Raw genomic sequence first — 16,444 nt, forward strand, 5'->3', positions numbered from 1 at the left:
ATGGACTTTTGGGACGGGCTCCTCGAAACCCTCGGGTGGGTCGCCGGTAGCGATTGGCCTGAGGGCTCGGAAACCGGCATGCGCGCGCTGGCCGACGACTGGCGGAAAGCCGCCGAAGAACTGCGCGGCATCATGGCCGACATTGACACGGCAAAGTATGCCGCGCTCGGCGCCTATCCCTCCGGTGAGGCGCGCGATGAGATCGCCGGCGCGTTCGACAAGATGCGCGATGGCAGCGGCGCGAGCAAGGAAGAGGAAAACAACAACCTCAAGAAGCTGGCGGAGTTCTTCGACAAGATCGGCGAATCCGCCGACGGCATCGGCACCGAGATCGAATACGCCAAGTGGATGATGTGGTCCTCACTGGGACTGCTGGCGATCGAACTCGCTGCGGCGTGGCTGTTTCCGCCCACCGCGCCCGCCGTGGAGCTGGCCGCCATCGCCGCGACCCGGGTGACGATCCGGATGATCGCGCGGGAGTCGATCATGGCGGCCATCAAGCACGCCATCAAGCTGGCCATCACCAACGCCGCCAAGTTCATCTTCAAGCACATCGCCCTCGACCTCGCACTGGGAACGATCCAGGACTTGGGGATCCAGTGGATCCAGAAGGAGATGGGCAATCGCAAGGAGATCAACTGGGACCAGGTCGGGATGACCGCACTGTCCTCGGCGGCAGGTGCGCTCGGTGGTGCCGCGGGCGGGCACTTCAGCGAGCACTTCATCGTTAACCGTTTGAAGAAGCATGTCGATTTGGGCCCCGGTATGAAGGGCATGATCACCGGGCTCGGCGCGGGCTTCGCCGGGTCGATCGCCGGGTACGCACCGCAATTCGCGATCGACGTCATGAACAACGGCTGGAGTGGCGCGCGCAACAACTTCGACCCGCGAATGATCACCGCCGGTCTGTCGAACGGCGCGATGTCGGGCGCAAACAAGGCACGAGCGACGGACTTCCACTTCGACCGCATGGGCGCGCCGACCGGCATCGGGCCGATCCACGGGCCACGGATAGGGTACGCGGGCCTCGCGCCCGAAGGCCTCGGTACGCACGGCACGGGAGCCGACGGTGCGGGCGTACATCCCGCCGGTCTCAATGGTGCCGGTACGACCCAGAATGGTGGGGTCGGCCAGGGCGAGCACGGCACCGGCGCCAACCGGACCGGCGCAGACGGCGTCGGCGGCGGTGGGGCCAACAATCGCACCAACAGTTCGGGTGACGGGTCATCCGCGCGGACCGACGACACCTCATCGCGCGGCGGCGATACCGGCTCTTCCCGCGCAGGCGACTCGAGCCCGGCGCACAGCACCGACAACGGGTCGCAACAGACCGGCGGGAACGGCTCGGAAAGCCGTGGCACCGACGGTGTACAGCAGCAGAGCGGCGGCTCGGAAAGCCGTGGCACCGATGGCGGACAGCAGCACAGCAGCGCCCCCGAGAGCCGCGGCGGTTCTCCGGAGCAGCACGCCGGAGCCGAACCGAGCGGGGCCGACGGTGCCGGTGCGGATCGCGGTCGGGCGGGCCTTGCCGACACTGGCAGCACGCACGACAGCAGCACCAGCGAGACGGGTAGCGGCGCCGATCGGTCGGTAACGCCACAGCATGCCGGTATGGAGCCGGGAAGTGCTGCGGTAACGCATAATTCGGGCGATGCAGGGCGTGTCGGTGACGGTGCGGCGGCACGGCCCGGCGGTGACGGGGCGGCACCCCGACACAGCGGTGACGGTGCGGCACCTCAGCATGCCAGTGACGGCGCGGCAGCTCGACCCGCCGGTTCGGAGCCGGTGCGCGGTAGCGAAGCCCGGCCGCAGTCGGGCGCCGAATCGCGGGCAGGCGAGTCGCGGGCAGGCGAGTCGCGGGCCGGATCGCCGGACGCCAAGTCCAGCACCGATCGCCCGCGAGGCGATTCACGCGCAGGTGTTCCCGACTCTAATCCTGTTCGAACAGACAATGATTCGACTCCCGGTATCCGCGCGGAGTCGAGCGGCTCCGAGGTGTTCCGGGCGCCGGTGCGGGCGGCCGGTGCGGCGGACGAGCATGTGCAGGCACATCCGGATTCGGACGAAAACGTTCGGGCGCACCCGGAGGCGGATGGTCCGGAAATCAGGAACAATCCGGAAGACGGTGCGCCGCAACATGACCGGTCGCGGGCCGGTGCTGAGCCACACGCTGGGGACGATGCCGCGCGCCCCCGCGCGAACGACTCTCAGCCGCTAGGTGACGCCCCGAATCGGCCCGGCGACGGGGATTCCGCGCGGCGTGCGGGCGGTGACGACTCCGACAGCCGCCCGCGTCATGACGACGTGCAGATCGTCCAGGTCGCGGACGCCAGCGCGACCACACACCCGCGGCAGTCAGCAGCCGACGGCACACCACGGCAGCACGGAGCCGACGGCGACGGTACTACGCCGCGGCAGGACGGTGACAGCGAAAGCAAGCGGCCGCTGCAGCCCGACGATCCGAATCGCGGCCGGTGTGGCGAGCTATCGCTGCGTCGACTCCGCGACCTGTTCGGCGATCGAATCCGATTGCCGGAGCGAACAATTGGTGTCGACGGTATGACATCGGGGGAGCTGGTCGGCGCCGCGGGCGGGCAGTTGCGCGACTTCGCGGACGGCCACGATGCGATCTCGCAGGAGCTGCACCGGCTGGGCGACGGCGCCGCGGCGCTCGTCGTGGACACCTACAAGGGTCCGCGGGACGAGCACGGCGTCGGCGCGCACGCGTACCTGCTGGTGAACGAGGGCGGCCAGATCAAGGTGCACGACCCAGGCATGGGTGCGGAGCACGGGTTCCCGCCGCGGACGCCGAAGGAACTGCACAGCACCAGCGCGATCATGTTCAAACCGGACGGTGCGCCGGTCGACAAGGTACCCAACCGCGTTCGGGACGAATTGCTGGCCAATCCGGGCGATCTCGCCGATGCGGGCCGGATCGGTAATCTGCCGGAACCGCATCCGATCGACCAGCCGGTGCCGCCGGGCATGACTCGCGGTGAGGACGGCTTACTACGCCGGCCTGGCGATCTTGCTGACCACTTCCGCAGTCCCGACGGCAAATTGCATAAGTTCGGTAAGTTCGGCGATCCGCCCAAAACCTGGGCCGATCCGCCCAATACCTGGCGCGGCGATGCTTATCCGCACCAGCTGCGCGATCAACGAGGCTTCGTCCACGATCCCAACAGCAATAGCAGTGGGGAATGGGAGCATCGGGCCCAACCCGGCGAACCGAAGCCGCACACACCCACTGACCCCGGAATTGTCAAGGATCTGGCGAAGGCGGCTCTCGAGCGACAACAGCAGGGTGATGACCGTGCCGAGTCTCGCAAGAAGCTCGAGCCTTACCTGGACGAGTTCGACCTAAGGAACGATCGCGGCAAGACCGATGTCCACAAGGTGGCTGAAAGCAACCGGCGCGAGACGATCGGTAAGCTGCGGAACAAAATCCTGGCTTCAGACCTGTCTGAGCCGGAGAAGAAGGCCAAGCTCGAGCGTCTTTATGAAATGGCGGGCGAGGCAAAGGTATACAACGCTCTCGGCGTCGACATGAACAAGACGTCGAAATTGTTGGGCGAATTGGGTGCAGAATCATTCGGGCTCGAGCCTGATGGTGCAGTGCAGATCACCCCGTTCGAGGGCGCGTGGGACGGCAACCACTCGGTCGACTTCGCCACGTTTGTACCGGGCCCACCGCCTAAGCTGTTGGTGATCGAGGCCAAGGGTGTCGGCTCGGACCTGGAGGGCGCCCAGACTCCCTGGGGTCCCGCCGAGCAAGGCTCCCCGGAGTATCTGCGAAAGACTCTCGGCGTCGATCAGAATCTCAAGCAGATTCTCAACGAGACCCCTGAGCAAATGCGCGAGCGCGGTCTCGACCCCGAAAGCGACCAAGGAAAGGCATTCCTCAAAGCCAGGGAGGAGTTGCTGAAAGCACATCGCGACGGCACCCTCGAGGTCGAGTACTACAAGGCGCACACCAATATCAAGGGCGAGGTGAAAATCACCAGATTCGACCTCGACCGTGACGGTGTCCCGGTCCCGATGGACGATCTGGGCGGTTTCCCGTCCGAGCACCACTCGTCCGACGATGCGTTCAACCATCAGGACGACCGCCGCGGTCGCTGTGGCGAATTGTCGCTCGAAGAGCTCCGGGCAATGTATGGCGACCATATTCAGATGCCGCAGCGCACAATCGGCCTCGACGGGATGACCGCCGGAGAACTGATGGCCGCGGCGGGTGGCAGGCTGGAAACCGCTTCGCACGAGAACCTCCACCAACGGCTGATCGACCTGGGAGAGGGATCGTCTGCGCTGGTAGTCGACGCCTACTCGGGTTATCGGGACAATTACGGTGTCGGCGCGCACGCGTACCTGCTGGTGCACCAGGGTGGCGAGATCGTGGTCCGCGACCTCGGCGCCGGGCTGGCGGACCACGGTTATCCGCCGAGGGTGCCGCGGGAACTGAGCAGCACTCGCGCCATCGTGTTCGATGCGCAGGGCCGACCGGAACACCGGCTCAGTCCGGTGGAGCGGGCCCGCCTGATCGCGGAGGCCGAGGCGCCTGCCCTGGACCGGCGGATCGGTCAGGTATTCGACGGAAGGCCCGACGACGCGGGCAACCCGCGCCGCGACACCATCGACGAGCAGGCCCCCAGGGTGGACGAGCAGCCCCCCAGGTCGGAAGCCGACCGTGCGGAGTGGGTGGCCCGTATGCAGGCCGAAAATGCCGAGTCCCTGCGCCGGCTCTCCGACCAGTATCCCCAGGACGAGGGCCTGCGGGCGGAGGCCGACAGGGCGGCCGAGCGGGTTCGTGAACTCGCGGAGAACGGGCTAATCCCCGAGGCCGATGACTCGGGCGTCCGAAAGCCGCCGGAATCGCCGAGCACGGACGATCCGGCTGGCCGGCCCGGTGACCGCCCCCTGACGCATCCCGAGTCCGAACGTGCCCCCCGGGAACAGCCGTCCGACGGTGCAGGGCCGAATAAGACACCGGAGTCGCCGACGCATCCCGAGGCCGAGCGCGCCCCGCGGGAACAACCGACGGACGGTGCAGGGCCGAACAAGACGCCGGAATCCCCGGCGCCTGCTGACGCCAACGACGGCCGCTCGCGGGATGTGCGTCCGGCAGATGCGTCTCGGCCGCAAGGAGATCCAGCGTCCGAGCCCCGGCCGCGTCCGGCGGCGGACGAGCCGGGCAAGACATCGGCCGACCACCTGTCGCGCGACCGAGAATCCGCCTCGCAGCTGATGCCGCGTAATCCGGCATCTCCGATAGACGGGATGGATAGCGGTCATCGCCCCGATGGCGGTCAGCCGGAGCCGCACATCGTCGACAAGTGGACGCCGATGGACGCGGTGCAGGTCGGAGAGGAGTTGGCCAAGCAGACCGGTCTGAAGGTGTACGGGTTCGATCTGCGTGTCGATCCCGAGGTGGCGCGTGAAATCGCCAGGGGCGTCGTCGAAATGCGGACCAAATACCCACACGTTGCCCTGGTCAGCGTCGGCATCGGCGAGTTCAAGACCCGGTGCTTGGCGCAGGTGATGCCGGGCATGCATCCCGAGACCGGGGTGCGGTACGCGCAATCGATCAAGATCAGTAGGCAGTTCGTCGGAAGCTTGGACAGCTTCCGGAATGAAGTCCAGCTGGGTGTGGACAAGGGACGGTTCGACCAGCCCGCCACGACTCGTCCGGTCTTCAAAATGATTCTGCACGAATACGGCCACGTGGTGGACTTCCACGGACAGCGAACCACGCTTCGACCGATGGATCCGACTGATCCGCACTCGCTGACCTATGTCGACAAGGTCCTGCAGGACTACTACAAGCACAAAGCCTCGCTGGATCCGACAATCCCGGCCACCAGCGAGGGGTACCGCGCCTGGCTGAACCAGCTCAGTCGGTACAGCTTCGACGAGCACGGAGTCTTCAACCCGAGAGAAGCCGTCGCCGACGCCTTCCGCGACGTAGAACTCAATGGCCCACGGGCGAGTGAGCCCGCGCGGGTCATGCACAAGCTGCTGACCGACCTGGCCGAATTGGGTCCCGATGTCCTGGCCACACGGCAGCAGAGCCCCGAGGCCGTGCCGCATCCGGCCGCGGACAAGCCAGCCAGGATGGCGGCTGATCCGCCGCACGATCCCAACTCCTCAGGGGACGACAGCGGCGGTCGGCACGAGAGCACCGAGGATTGGGCCGCGCGCATGCGGGCCGAGAATGCCGAGTGGACGGCGCGGATGGCCGCCGAGCACGCGGCGGCCATGCGGCGGCTCGCGGATATCGAACCCGTGGACTGGGCGACTCAGATGCAGGCCGACCATGCCGAATGGCGAGCTCGGATGTTGGCGCTGCGTGCCGAGTTCTCTCGCGATATCGCTGACGGCGTGCTGCCACGGCCCGCGGCGGAGGTGCCGCCGGAGGGTGCGGGGCCGGACGGCGGCAAGCACCGGGCTACGGGACCCGGTGGCGAAGTCCCGCATCCGGGTGATGTGCGGGTGTGGCCGCGTGAGGATTCGCCCGCGCAGCCGGAGGCGGATGGTGCCGGTGGCGGGAAGAGGCCCCCGCAACCGCTGACGGCGCCGATGGTTGGCGATCTTGGTGACGACGGCGGTTCCGACGGCGGTCACCGTCCGCCGGAGGGTGGATCGACCGATGAGCCGAGTGAATCAGGTTCGGACGCCTCGGCTCTCGCGCGCGCGGTGGCTCGGGTCGAGGCTGCGCCGATGCCGGGGGAAACAATCAGGTTCGAGGTGCTCAGCGAGGGTGCGCTGCTGATGGCCGAGCGGGTCGAGCTGATTACCCTCGAGGACACGCAGGTGATCCGCAAGACGCTCAGTAATGTTCGGCACGCCGACGCGGAGGTGCTTGCGGCGTCGGTTGGTCGCGCTGTCGGCGCCAATGTGCCGCATATTGTGCGGGTCAGCGACAATGTGATCTATATGCAGGTCATGCCGGGCGATTGGGCTAGCGCGCTGCATCCTGGCGCGTGGAGCCCGCAGCAGACCGGGTTGACCGACACGCCGGGCGGCGTTCGCCTCGGATTGCTGGACGTGCTGATCCGCATGCCGGACCGTGGCATGACGAACTGGCTGGTCACTCCGGAAGGACTGATCAGTGGTATCGATCACAGCCTCGCGTTCGGCGGCGGAAAGCGTCCGGACGCCGAGACCAGCAGTGGGTTCGCCTATCACTTCTTCGAGCGTGGTCCTGACGGCGGGCTGCACTGGCGTCAGCACGACCTGAGCGCGGCCGAGCTGGCCGGGATCCGCCGCCGGGTCGAGGCGCTGGAACCGGCGTTCGCGGATCATCCCGACTGGCATCAGTCCGTCCTCGACCGGTTGACGAAGATCGAGCAGAACGTGCGGCCGGATAGTGATCCGCCCCCGCCGGGCGGTCCGTCCGGCGGGCCCGGCAAACCAGGTGCCGCTGGGCCGCAACGACCGGGTGGACCGCAAGGCCCCGGTGGTCCCGAACGACCCGGTGGCTCCGAAAATGGTCTTAGCGCACCAAGATCCGAGGGTTCCGCAGAACCTGAGGGCACACCGCGACCGGACGGCACACCGCAACCAGAGGGCACGCCGCGAGTGGACGGCACGCCGCAACCCGAAGCCGCACCGGTGCACGAGGTGGACGACGCCGAACGCCGCGCCGAACTGACCGAAGCGCGCGACCTCGCCATCGAAGACCGCGACGTCGCGATCCGCAGGCGCAACGAGCTGGCCGAGTTCCTCGGCGTCGACCCGGCCGATGATTGGGCGGCACTGCGGCCGGGTGACAACCTCACCGAGACGGTGCGGGAGTTGAATCACCGCCGCGTCGACGGGCAGGAGCGGCTGCCGCACGACCGGCTCCGGATCAAAGAACTGGAGCGGTTGTCCAATCGGGTGCCCGAGGCCGAGGCAACGATCGAGCGGTTGAATGCCGAACTGGCCCGGCTGGATGCCGAGCACGCGCCGCTGGAAACCCGGGAGGCCGAATACGACTGCCTGCTCGAGGAGCGGGGCGAGCGTGCGCGCAAGCGCGAATCCGCGCGCGCGACAAGGAATGGACTCGCCGGGCTACTCGATGTGACCAACCTGACCGGTGATGCGTTCGACCAGCGGGTGCTCGAGCTGTACAACGAGGCCCGCACCAAGACGGTGCGAGTGCCCGGCAACCTCGACAGCCCCGCCAGGGTCGTGCACGAACCGGTGGCCGGGCCGGAGCGGGAGATGCGCAACCGAGCCATTCGCAGACTGGTCCAGGCCGTCGAGGAGTTCAACCGGCTCGATGAGGCGGTTCGCCGGATCGACACCAGGCTCAACGAACTGCACCGCGAGAATGTGAACCGGGACCGCCCGCTCGCCGATGACGTTGTCGCCGCTCTGGATCGGCTGGCACGCCAGCAGGCAGCCATCTTCCAAGAGAGCAGGCGACGGCGCACGGTAATGGAAGACTTGGCGGAGCGACTGGATGTTCCGCTGTCCGATCTCGGCCCGGAACCACAACGGCTGGTCGAGACGATGCAGCACCAGCTGCGGATCGACGATGGCGCCGATCCCCACCGACCGGGCATGCTCGAGGAGCTTGGGAATGCCGCCGCCGACGTGATCAAGGCCGACAACGCGATGAGCCGCGTGCAGGACCAGATGACGCAGCTCACCGAGCGGTGGCACGAGGTCGCCGGGTGGCGCGACGCCATCGGCGCCGAGGGTGGACGGATGGCGACCGACCGGGTCGGCATCATCGACGGCGAGCGGCCCCGGATCGTCGTTTTCGGTCAGCAGCCGGAGTCGGCGCGGCCGCGCGCCGGCCACGATGCCGCGCTCGAACATGCGATTCGCACGAATTCCGCGGTCGCGCAGGCGATGTTGCGGCACCCGCAGATCGAATACCGGCAGACCGCCCCCGGGCGAGATACGGTGGTCCACCTGGGTCCGCCGATGGAGCGCACGGCGACGGGTTGGGTCAACGGCCATCCCGGCATGCTGGTGGTCCGTTGGCGCGACAGCGACGGGAACTGGCATTCGGTCAACCCGAGCAGGCCCGACTGGTCGGTCAATGTGCGCGAGGACGGCACGCTGCGCCCGCGCGGTGAGCCGGAGGGCTACGACCCGGGTGACCCGGATTGGTGGGCCGGTCTCGCCGACTACATCAACGATGTGGCGACGCCGTTCATGAATATCCCGCCGGGGCATATCGCGAAGAACATGCTGCCGATGAACCCGATGAGCGCGCCGGTCGAGTACTTCGAGGGTGGTGTCCCGGCCGACGACATTGTCACCATCCACATCGGTGGCGATTTCTATGCCATCCAACGGGATATCCGTACCCTGCTCGCGGCAATCGATGTCCCGATGGTGAAGAACTGGATCCAGCGGCACCCGGCGATCGGGGACTGGGTCAAGGCGCGGCCGTGGTTGCAGAAGCTGCCGCCGTTCGGGACGGTGTGGGCCGGTTTCGACTGGCACAAGCCGCCGGAGACCAATATCCAGCCGATGTTCCGCGACTGGGAGGCGAGCGAACACTCGCGCCTCGACGAGCACGTCGAGGTCCCCGAGTGGTTGCAGCGGGTCTTCGATCATGAGGTCGCCGAATGGCAGCGGGTCCAGGACTGGGCCGACGGTGAATACGACAGGTTCGGCGCCGACGATCGGCTGGCCGACAAGATCGCCGAGCAATTGGCGCACTACGGCGAAGATCAGCAGTCGGCCGCCGCGCGCAAGCTCATCGAGTTGGTGCGCAAGGAACTGGTGGACGCCCACCGCGGCATCGACCAGACCCGGCCCGACGTCGCCGAGCAACTGAATCGGGTCGACCGGCAGATCGATGACCTGGCCTGGCGCACGCTCGGCATATTCGACGGCAACGATCGAATCGCGGTGCGCGACACCATCGCCGACATTCGAAACCTGCTGCTCGATGCCCAGAACAGCGGCCGCATCACGGAGGATCAGCTCAATCGGATGGCGCAGGAGCTGGCGCCGAACATGTGGCACGATGCCGCCGCCAAAGGCGCCCTGCCGCCGCCGCGCTTCACCAGGGAGCAGATCCAGCAGGTCCTCGATCACCTGATGAACGACGAGCATCTGGTCACCGACTACGCCGATCCCACCGGCAGAGTGGTCAAGCGGCGAATGGATCAGCTGGCCGATGTCGCCGAGGCGATCAACCGCCTCGTGGCAGGCGAGCCGCTGAAGCAGGACATCGTGCTGCTGTACGACGCGCTGGCCGAATCGGAGTTCCTGCGTGATCCTGAGAATCGGAACAAGACCTGGCACGACGCGAACACGCACGCGGTCGGTCTCGGCTTCCACTGGGACGCGGACCGGCCGCCACTGACCGGCTGGCGCAAAGACATTCCGTACGCGGCCGCACCGTTGCCGGAATCGACACCGTTCCTGCCGCGCGACCGCTACCAGCTCGGATTGTCCGAGGCGCGCGCCACTTTGGACGTGCGCACCGACGCGCTTTTCGCGCTGGAACAGGGACTCGGTATCGACCCTGCCTGGCTGTTCGGATCCGACGAGCCCATCGACACCCGATTGGCGGAACTGCGGGCGCAGCAGCCGGATGCGGACGGTCGGCAGCGAGTGGACGACCTGGCGCAGGCATTCCGTGACTTCGAGGATGCGGCTGAGGACGTGCGGCGCCACGAGCAGAACATCGAACGCCACGACGTCGAACTCGAGCAAGCACGTGCGCTGGCGCGGGGTGGGCAGCCCGAACTTCCCAGCCCAGTTGCGGAGACGCCGCAGGGTGATCGGCCCGATGCAGATGCGCAACGCGACGCGGATGCGCAACCCGATGCTGCGTCGCAACCTGATGCTGCAATGCAGCGTGACGCGGATACGCAACATAACGCTGACGCGCAACGCGATGCTGACGCGCAACGTGATGCTGATGCGCGGCAGGAGGTGGAGGAACTCCGGGAGCGTTTCGAATCGGAGTTGGTGCAGGCCCAGGATCGGCTCGACCGTGCCGAAGCGGCGCGCGCCGAGGCCGCCGAGAGTTTGTCCATGACGATCGAGCCGCACGAGCTGCGATCCGAGAGTGAAATCGAAGCGCGCGCAGAAGATTTGCGGGCGCGGACGTTGGACGTCACCGAGCAGCAGGCACGGCTGGCCAAGGTCGCCGAACTCGAGCGGGCGGCCAAGGACTACTTGGTCGCCGAAGCTGAGGTGGGGCGCATCGAAGAGGAGCTGGGGCGCGCCGAAACTCGTGCCGAAGCTCTGACACCGCCCGATTCGACTGCCGGGAACCTGACCCGTTCGGACGCGGAGAACGCGAACCGGCAAGAACCGCTGGGTGATTCGAAGCCCGCACGTCCCGGCTCGGATCGTGACGGCGACAGCGATGGCTCCGATCGCGCTGAGCAGCCGGTCGATTCGGGTTCGGCGACGGATCGTGATCGCGATGTTTCCGATCATGAGCAGTCGGTTGATTCAGGCTCGACGGTGAATCGTGATCGTGACAGTGCTGATTCCGATCACGCTGAGCCGTCGGGTGATTCGGGGTCTGCGCGGGATCGGGGTCATGAGTCCGAAGGGGACTCGGATCGTGATGGGACCGATGGCGACGAGCCGTCGGGTGATGCAGAGTCGGGCCGGGATCGCGGGACCACGGATGGCGGTTCGAATCGCGATCGCGGCTCCGATAACGGGGACGGAGACGGTGGGGACGGCGATCGTTTCCGCGGTGCCGAGCCGAAACCACCGATGTTCCGTTCGCACATACCGCATCCGCCGCACGACTACGAGTTCGAGTTCCCGCCAGAGGTGGGGCCCCCACTCGAGATTCATGTACCGATGCCGGATCTTCCGGACAGGGAGGAGCCGCCGCAACCCCCGCAGCCCCCCGTGCCCCCGCACGTTCCGCCGACGACACCGGTTCCGCCACGGAATCCGATACCTCCGACACGGCCACACACGCCGCCTCCGCCACGGCCGACTCCGCCGTCGACGCCGCCGACCACCCCGCCGTCGACGCCGCCGACCACCCCGCCGTCGACACCCCCGACGACCCCGCCGTCGACGCCGCCGACGACCCCACCGTCGACACCCCCGACCACGCCGCCGACCACCCCACCCACATCGCCGGATCCGTCACCGTCGCCTACGCTGCCTCCCGGCCAGTCCGGACCACCGCCGTCGCCATACCCATTCCAGGCGCTTCCCCCATACCCGGGACAGCCTGGGGCGTCACCATTCCCAGGGCAGCCGTCGCATCCGGGACAACCCGGCCAGCCCGCATACCCCGGGCAGAACGGGCAGCCGCCGAACCAGTGGCAGGCCAACGGCTCGACGGTCGGCGACCCGCAGCAGCCGATGATGCCGCCACCGATGATGCCGCCGATGGCCCGATCAGCGCCCGGTGGCGCGGGCTCGCGCGCCAGCGAGCGTCGACGCTGGAACGGCGAGAACGATTCGCGCAGTAGCGAAATCGTCGTCCAGCCGCTCGACGGAAGTCGTCTGGCGACGTTCGATCCGGAAACCGGATCATTGCGTGCGGTCACGATGGCCGTCGGCCCGGTGGGTGGTGTACTCGGCTACTTCGGCGACGTCCTCGCCGTGTTCTACCGAAAGGCGGGCCGACTGACGTTGCGCCTGGGCGCCAACGAGTTCGACCTCGATGCCCCCGCCGTCGGCGTCGGCTGGGAGCACCTCGGTCCGCAGCACGCTCGGTTCCAGGTGCGCGTCGACGACGAGCTCATCGTCGATTTCCCCTATCCGCTCCAGGGCGCCGGGACCGACTTGGGTCTGCTGATCCGCGACGTCTTGGCCGACCCTCGACAATGCGCCGGAGTCTTCCATTGAGACAGTTGAGGAGGAATCATGCTCTTGGACTATCCGACCGAGGACGAACTGCGGCAAAGCTTCGATGAGGCGCTCGCCTCGGTCCGCAGTGGGGGCGGCGTCTCCTCGGACAACGGTCTCGACCTGCGCACCGCGAACGCGCTGTGGCAGATAGCTGATGCTTATCCGAGCATCCCCGATGACCTGATCGCGGCCGCCAACGCCGCCTTCGCGGGCCAACTGGACGGCTCAAACGCAGCCGCGCGGCAGGCCGCGATTGATCGTGCGTTCGAGCAGAACGAGTGACCGAGGTCGAGCGATTTCCCAGGTGATTAGGGTGATGAGGGAATTGTCGTTCGCCGATCGTGACCGGGAGAGGTTGACATGCCGGACTTGAAACCCGTTGGCATATACCGAGAGATGTACAAACGGGGGCACGACGATCTCCCCTCGATCCGCGACGCGCGCACCGATCAGCAACTCGCCAACCGCGACCGGATCCTCGAATACTTGCGCAAAGCCCCCGAGGTCTTCGACGTCATGGAAGCCGTCCCCAACATGGTCACCGGTGAAGGCTGGATCCCGGGCGGCTCCTCATTGCACTCCGACGGCGAGTGGATCTGGCGCACCGACTCCATCGAGTACCTGACCGCGCGCCCCTTTGCCATCCCGGATGCATTCGTCCAGCACGTTCGAGCCAACCACTACATCCCCCCGAACTACGACCTGCTCGACGAATCATTTCGCGCGGCATACCTGCGCTACTTCTAGGTCTTCCGGCCGAGCCGCTACAGCATCGAGGCGCCGTGGTCATCGGCACAGACGCTGGGCATAGTGCGTTCGGTGCAAGCGTGCCACCAAGATTCGGGTCTGTACATGCGGGATTGAAGGTAGTACCCATAGAATTGGCACGCTGTAGGAACTGGCTGCGATGCCGACGTGCGTACACAACGTCAGCGGTCTCGCAGCTACGAGGAGGGGCCAGTAGCGGATGAGTGGTCAGGCGCAAGAGCGTAGTTCGGTGCCGAGGGCGGGCGGGAAGCCTGCCGTCGCCGCATTCGGGACGTCGAGCCAGTCAGGAGTGCGACTGTGACCAGTCCGTGGGAAGGCCTGTCCGGCCAGGCGAAGGACGGCGTGCTCCAGCTGAATCCCGGCGTGCTCGAAGGGCTCGCAGCGACGGTCAACGACACTCTCGGCAGAGTGCTCGCTGTGCGGGGACAGGTCAACCTCGTCGACAATGTGAAACCGTTCTCGAAGCTCGGGTCGAGTGCGGCTTTGGCGTCCCGGTTCTCGGACAGGGGCCGAGAACTGGGGAAGATACTCGACGATCATGTCAAGATTCTCAACGACATGATGGACACGTTCATCGCGGCGGGAAAGCACTACAAGAACACCGATACCGACAGCAAAGTCGACTTCGACAAGTTGCAGAAGTCGATTGTCGACAAGCCGGGTGCGCTGACGAACAAGGACCGACCAGGGCCGAAGCTAAATCCCGAGCTGCATTCACCCGAATACCGCTACGGCAGCATGGAAAACGGCGGGATGCCGAAAAGTGTGCTCGAGCCGAAGCCTGGGGTGAAATTCGACGGGCCCAAGGTGCACCCCGAGGATCCGAATCCCATCTCCTACGAGCGGTACGTGGAGATCCAAGATTCGATGTGGAAGACGGAGACGTCCGCGGACAGTCCGAGTGCATCGTTCGTTCAAGCGGCACAGGGTGCCGCCGACTGGCGTTGGCTGGGCAGTGAGCTGAACGAGAAGTTCGACGATCTCGTCAACAAGATGATCAGCGTTGACAATGATTGGAAGAGCCCGGGGGAGAACGGCGGCGCAGAGAAAGCGCGGGCCGCCGTGGTCGCCTACGGCAAGCACACAGACGATCTCATAGAGAATATGGGCGTGGTCGGCGACATGCTGGAGTACACGTCACAGTGGGTATGGGCGACCGCGCACGATATGGGGGACTGGGACGCACCCATCCAAAAAGATGGTGAGACACCGCAAGCGTTCGAAGAGCGCAAGAAGGAAGTCATTCGTAAACGCGCCATTATGGCAATGAATGACGCATATCTACCGGGGCTGTCGTACACCGACAGCAAAATCGCGATACTTCCCCCTGCCATTTCGCCGACAACCGGTCAACCGCCGGGGTCGGACCCAGGCAAGACGTCGACACCGGGTCCGCCGGGACCTCCCGGTCCGCCCGGACTGAACCAGCAGCAGGTTCAAGCGAATGCCGACCAGCAGCGCAAGCTCCAAGCGCAGGCCGATCAGCAGCGCGCCCAGCAGCAGCAACAACAACAAGAGCAGCAACAACAAGACCAGCAGCGGGCCGCGCAGCAAGCCGCTCAGCAGGCGAGCCAGCAAGCCGGACAGATGGCTCAGCAGATCGGGCAGCAGCTCTCGCAAGCAGCGCAGCAGATGGGGCAGCAACTGGCCAGTGCCGCACAGCAAGCCGCGCAGCAAGCAGGCTTGGCCGGACTGCCCGGCATCCCGAGCCTGAAGGATCTGGAGGAGCAGGCGAAGAAAGCCATGGGCACCGCCTCGTCGAAAGGCGCCGGTCCTGGTCCCGGCAGCGCCGCGAAACCAACCGGTATCGGCCAGAACCTGGACAAGGCCTCCAAATTGTTCCCGCGCGCCGAGGCAACGACAACCGCTACCGCGGCCGGCGCGCGAGCGGGTCTCGCGTCGAGTGCCGGGATGGGCATGGGTCCGGGCCCCGGTCCCGGTGCCGCAGGTCAGCAGAAGGAGCACAAGCGCGCCGACTACCTCGATTCCACCGAGCATTTGGAAGAAGCGATCGGTGACGCGCCGGTCGTCGTCAAACCTGTTGTAGAGCAATGAACCGTACCTGGGAATTCACCGATGTCGAGTTCGCCGCCGCGTGGGAGGCGATGAAGGAGGAATACCTGCCCGAGCCGTTCGTCTACACCGGCAGCACCGAGCTTTACTACGAACATCGCCAGGAGAAGGCTGATGCCTGGCAGCGGATACGGTCTCGCTGGGGCCGTCAGTTGGAAGAAGTGCTCGCCTCGGTTGTTCGTCCTGACATTCGGGTGATCATCCGTGGTATCGACGGTCGTGACCATCGAAATCCGAAAGGCTCGATCAGAATGCTTGCCACACGTAAGGGTGACAACGCATACATGATCATTCAGAAGCCGGGGAAAACCACGTGGCACGCGGAAGGTTTCACGCTCGTCGAGCACGAGGTGCTGTCCCTGGCCGACACGGTCTCGGCCGCGTTGCCGAAAGTCGATGCGGGCAAACGGGCGGACTTCGAGCTTGTCGGGAAAAATAACGGTGCGGGCATGGATTACGCGTACGGACGCTCGGTAGTTCAAGACTTCGGTGACGAGATGGCGACACGTACTGATTCGTTCAACCGCGCTCCCGCAACAACTGTCGGAACTATCGAGGTCGAGCAGGCTCAGTCGCGATTCGGCCCGCGCGGTATCAGTCGTTTCCATCTCGCCTGGCGCGACCTCGTCGATGATGGGCGCTACGTCATTGTGCCAGGTCATCCATCGACCGTTGTCGCTGCGGACACCAGGCGGTTGACGGGACTGATCAACAATCAGATCGCTGAGGTGGTCCGTGCCATCAAAGACGAGCGGGTATAAGGGGTTGACGTGCATGAGACGCTGTTATTGATCGCATGTCTGGAAGGGGG

5 protein-coding genes are annotated in these 16,444 nt (G+C 66.1%); all 5 read left to right on the forward strand.

The features are described 5' to 3' along the window. The 5 genes from ACV7NQ_RS22650 to ACV7NQ_RS22670 all read left to right on the forward strand — a co-directional run bounded on the left by ACV7NQ_RS22650 (nt 1) and on the right by ACV7NQ_RS22670 (nt 16,394). Nucleotides 1-12,789: a WXG100-like domain-containing protein gene (locus ACV7NQ_RS22650; protein WP_463361479.1), complete on the forward strand. Its 12,789-nt coding sequence runs from the start codon at nt 1-3 to the stop codon at nt 12,787-12,789. An 18-nt stretch (nt 12,790-12,807) separates the two neighbouring features. Continuing rightward, complete coding sequence (locus ACV7NQ_RS22655; protein WP_463361480.1) at nt 12,808-13,074, forward strand: hypothetical protein; 267 nt, start codon at nt 12,808-12,810, stop codon at nt 13,072-13,074. 78 nt (nt 13,075-13,152) lie between these two features. Then, complete coding sequence (locus ACV7NQ_RS22660) at nt 13,153-13,539, forward strand: hypothetical protein (RefSeq protein ID WP_463361481.1); 387 nt, start codon at nt 13,153-13,155, stop codon at nt 13,537-13,539. Nucleotides 13,540-13,857: 318 nt separating this feature from the next. Then, the gene (locus tag ACV7NQ_RS22665) at nt 13,858-15,615 is read left to right on the forward strand and encodes a hypothetical protein (RefSeq protein WP_463361482.1); all 1,758 of its coding nucleotides are present in this window, start codon (nt 13,858-13,860) and stop codon (nt 15,613-15,615) included. After that, complete coding sequence (locus tag ACV7NQ_RS22670; RefSeq protein WP_463361483.1) at nt 15,612-16,394, forward strand: ESX secretion-associated protein EspG; 783 nt, start codon at nt 15,612-15,614, stop codon at nt 16,392-16,394. Before ACV7NQ_RS22665 ends, ACV7NQ_RS22670 begins: the two co-directional genes overlap by 4 nt. Nucleotides 16,395-16,444: the final 50 nt, after the last annotated feature.

This window comes from Nocardia sp. Tas62D01 (assembly GCF_055232035.1).

Coding starts and splice junctions, on each gene's coding strand:
- ACV7NQ_RS22650 (WP_463361479.1), top strand. CDS start 1: ATGGACTTTTGGGACGGGCTCCTCGAAACCCTCGGGTGGGTCGCCGGT.
- ACV7NQ_RS22660 (WP_463361481.1), top strand. CDS start 13,153: ATGCCGGACTTGAAACCCGTTGGCATATACCGAGAGATGTACAAACGG.
- ACV7NQ_RS22655 (WP_463361480.1), top strand. CDS start 12,808: ATGCTCTTGGACTATCCGACCGAGGACGAACTGCGGCAAAGCTTCGAT.
- ACV7NQ_RS22670 (WP_463361483.1), top strand. CDS start 15,612: ATGAACCGTACCTGGGAATTCACCGATGTCGAGTTCGCCGCCGCGTGG.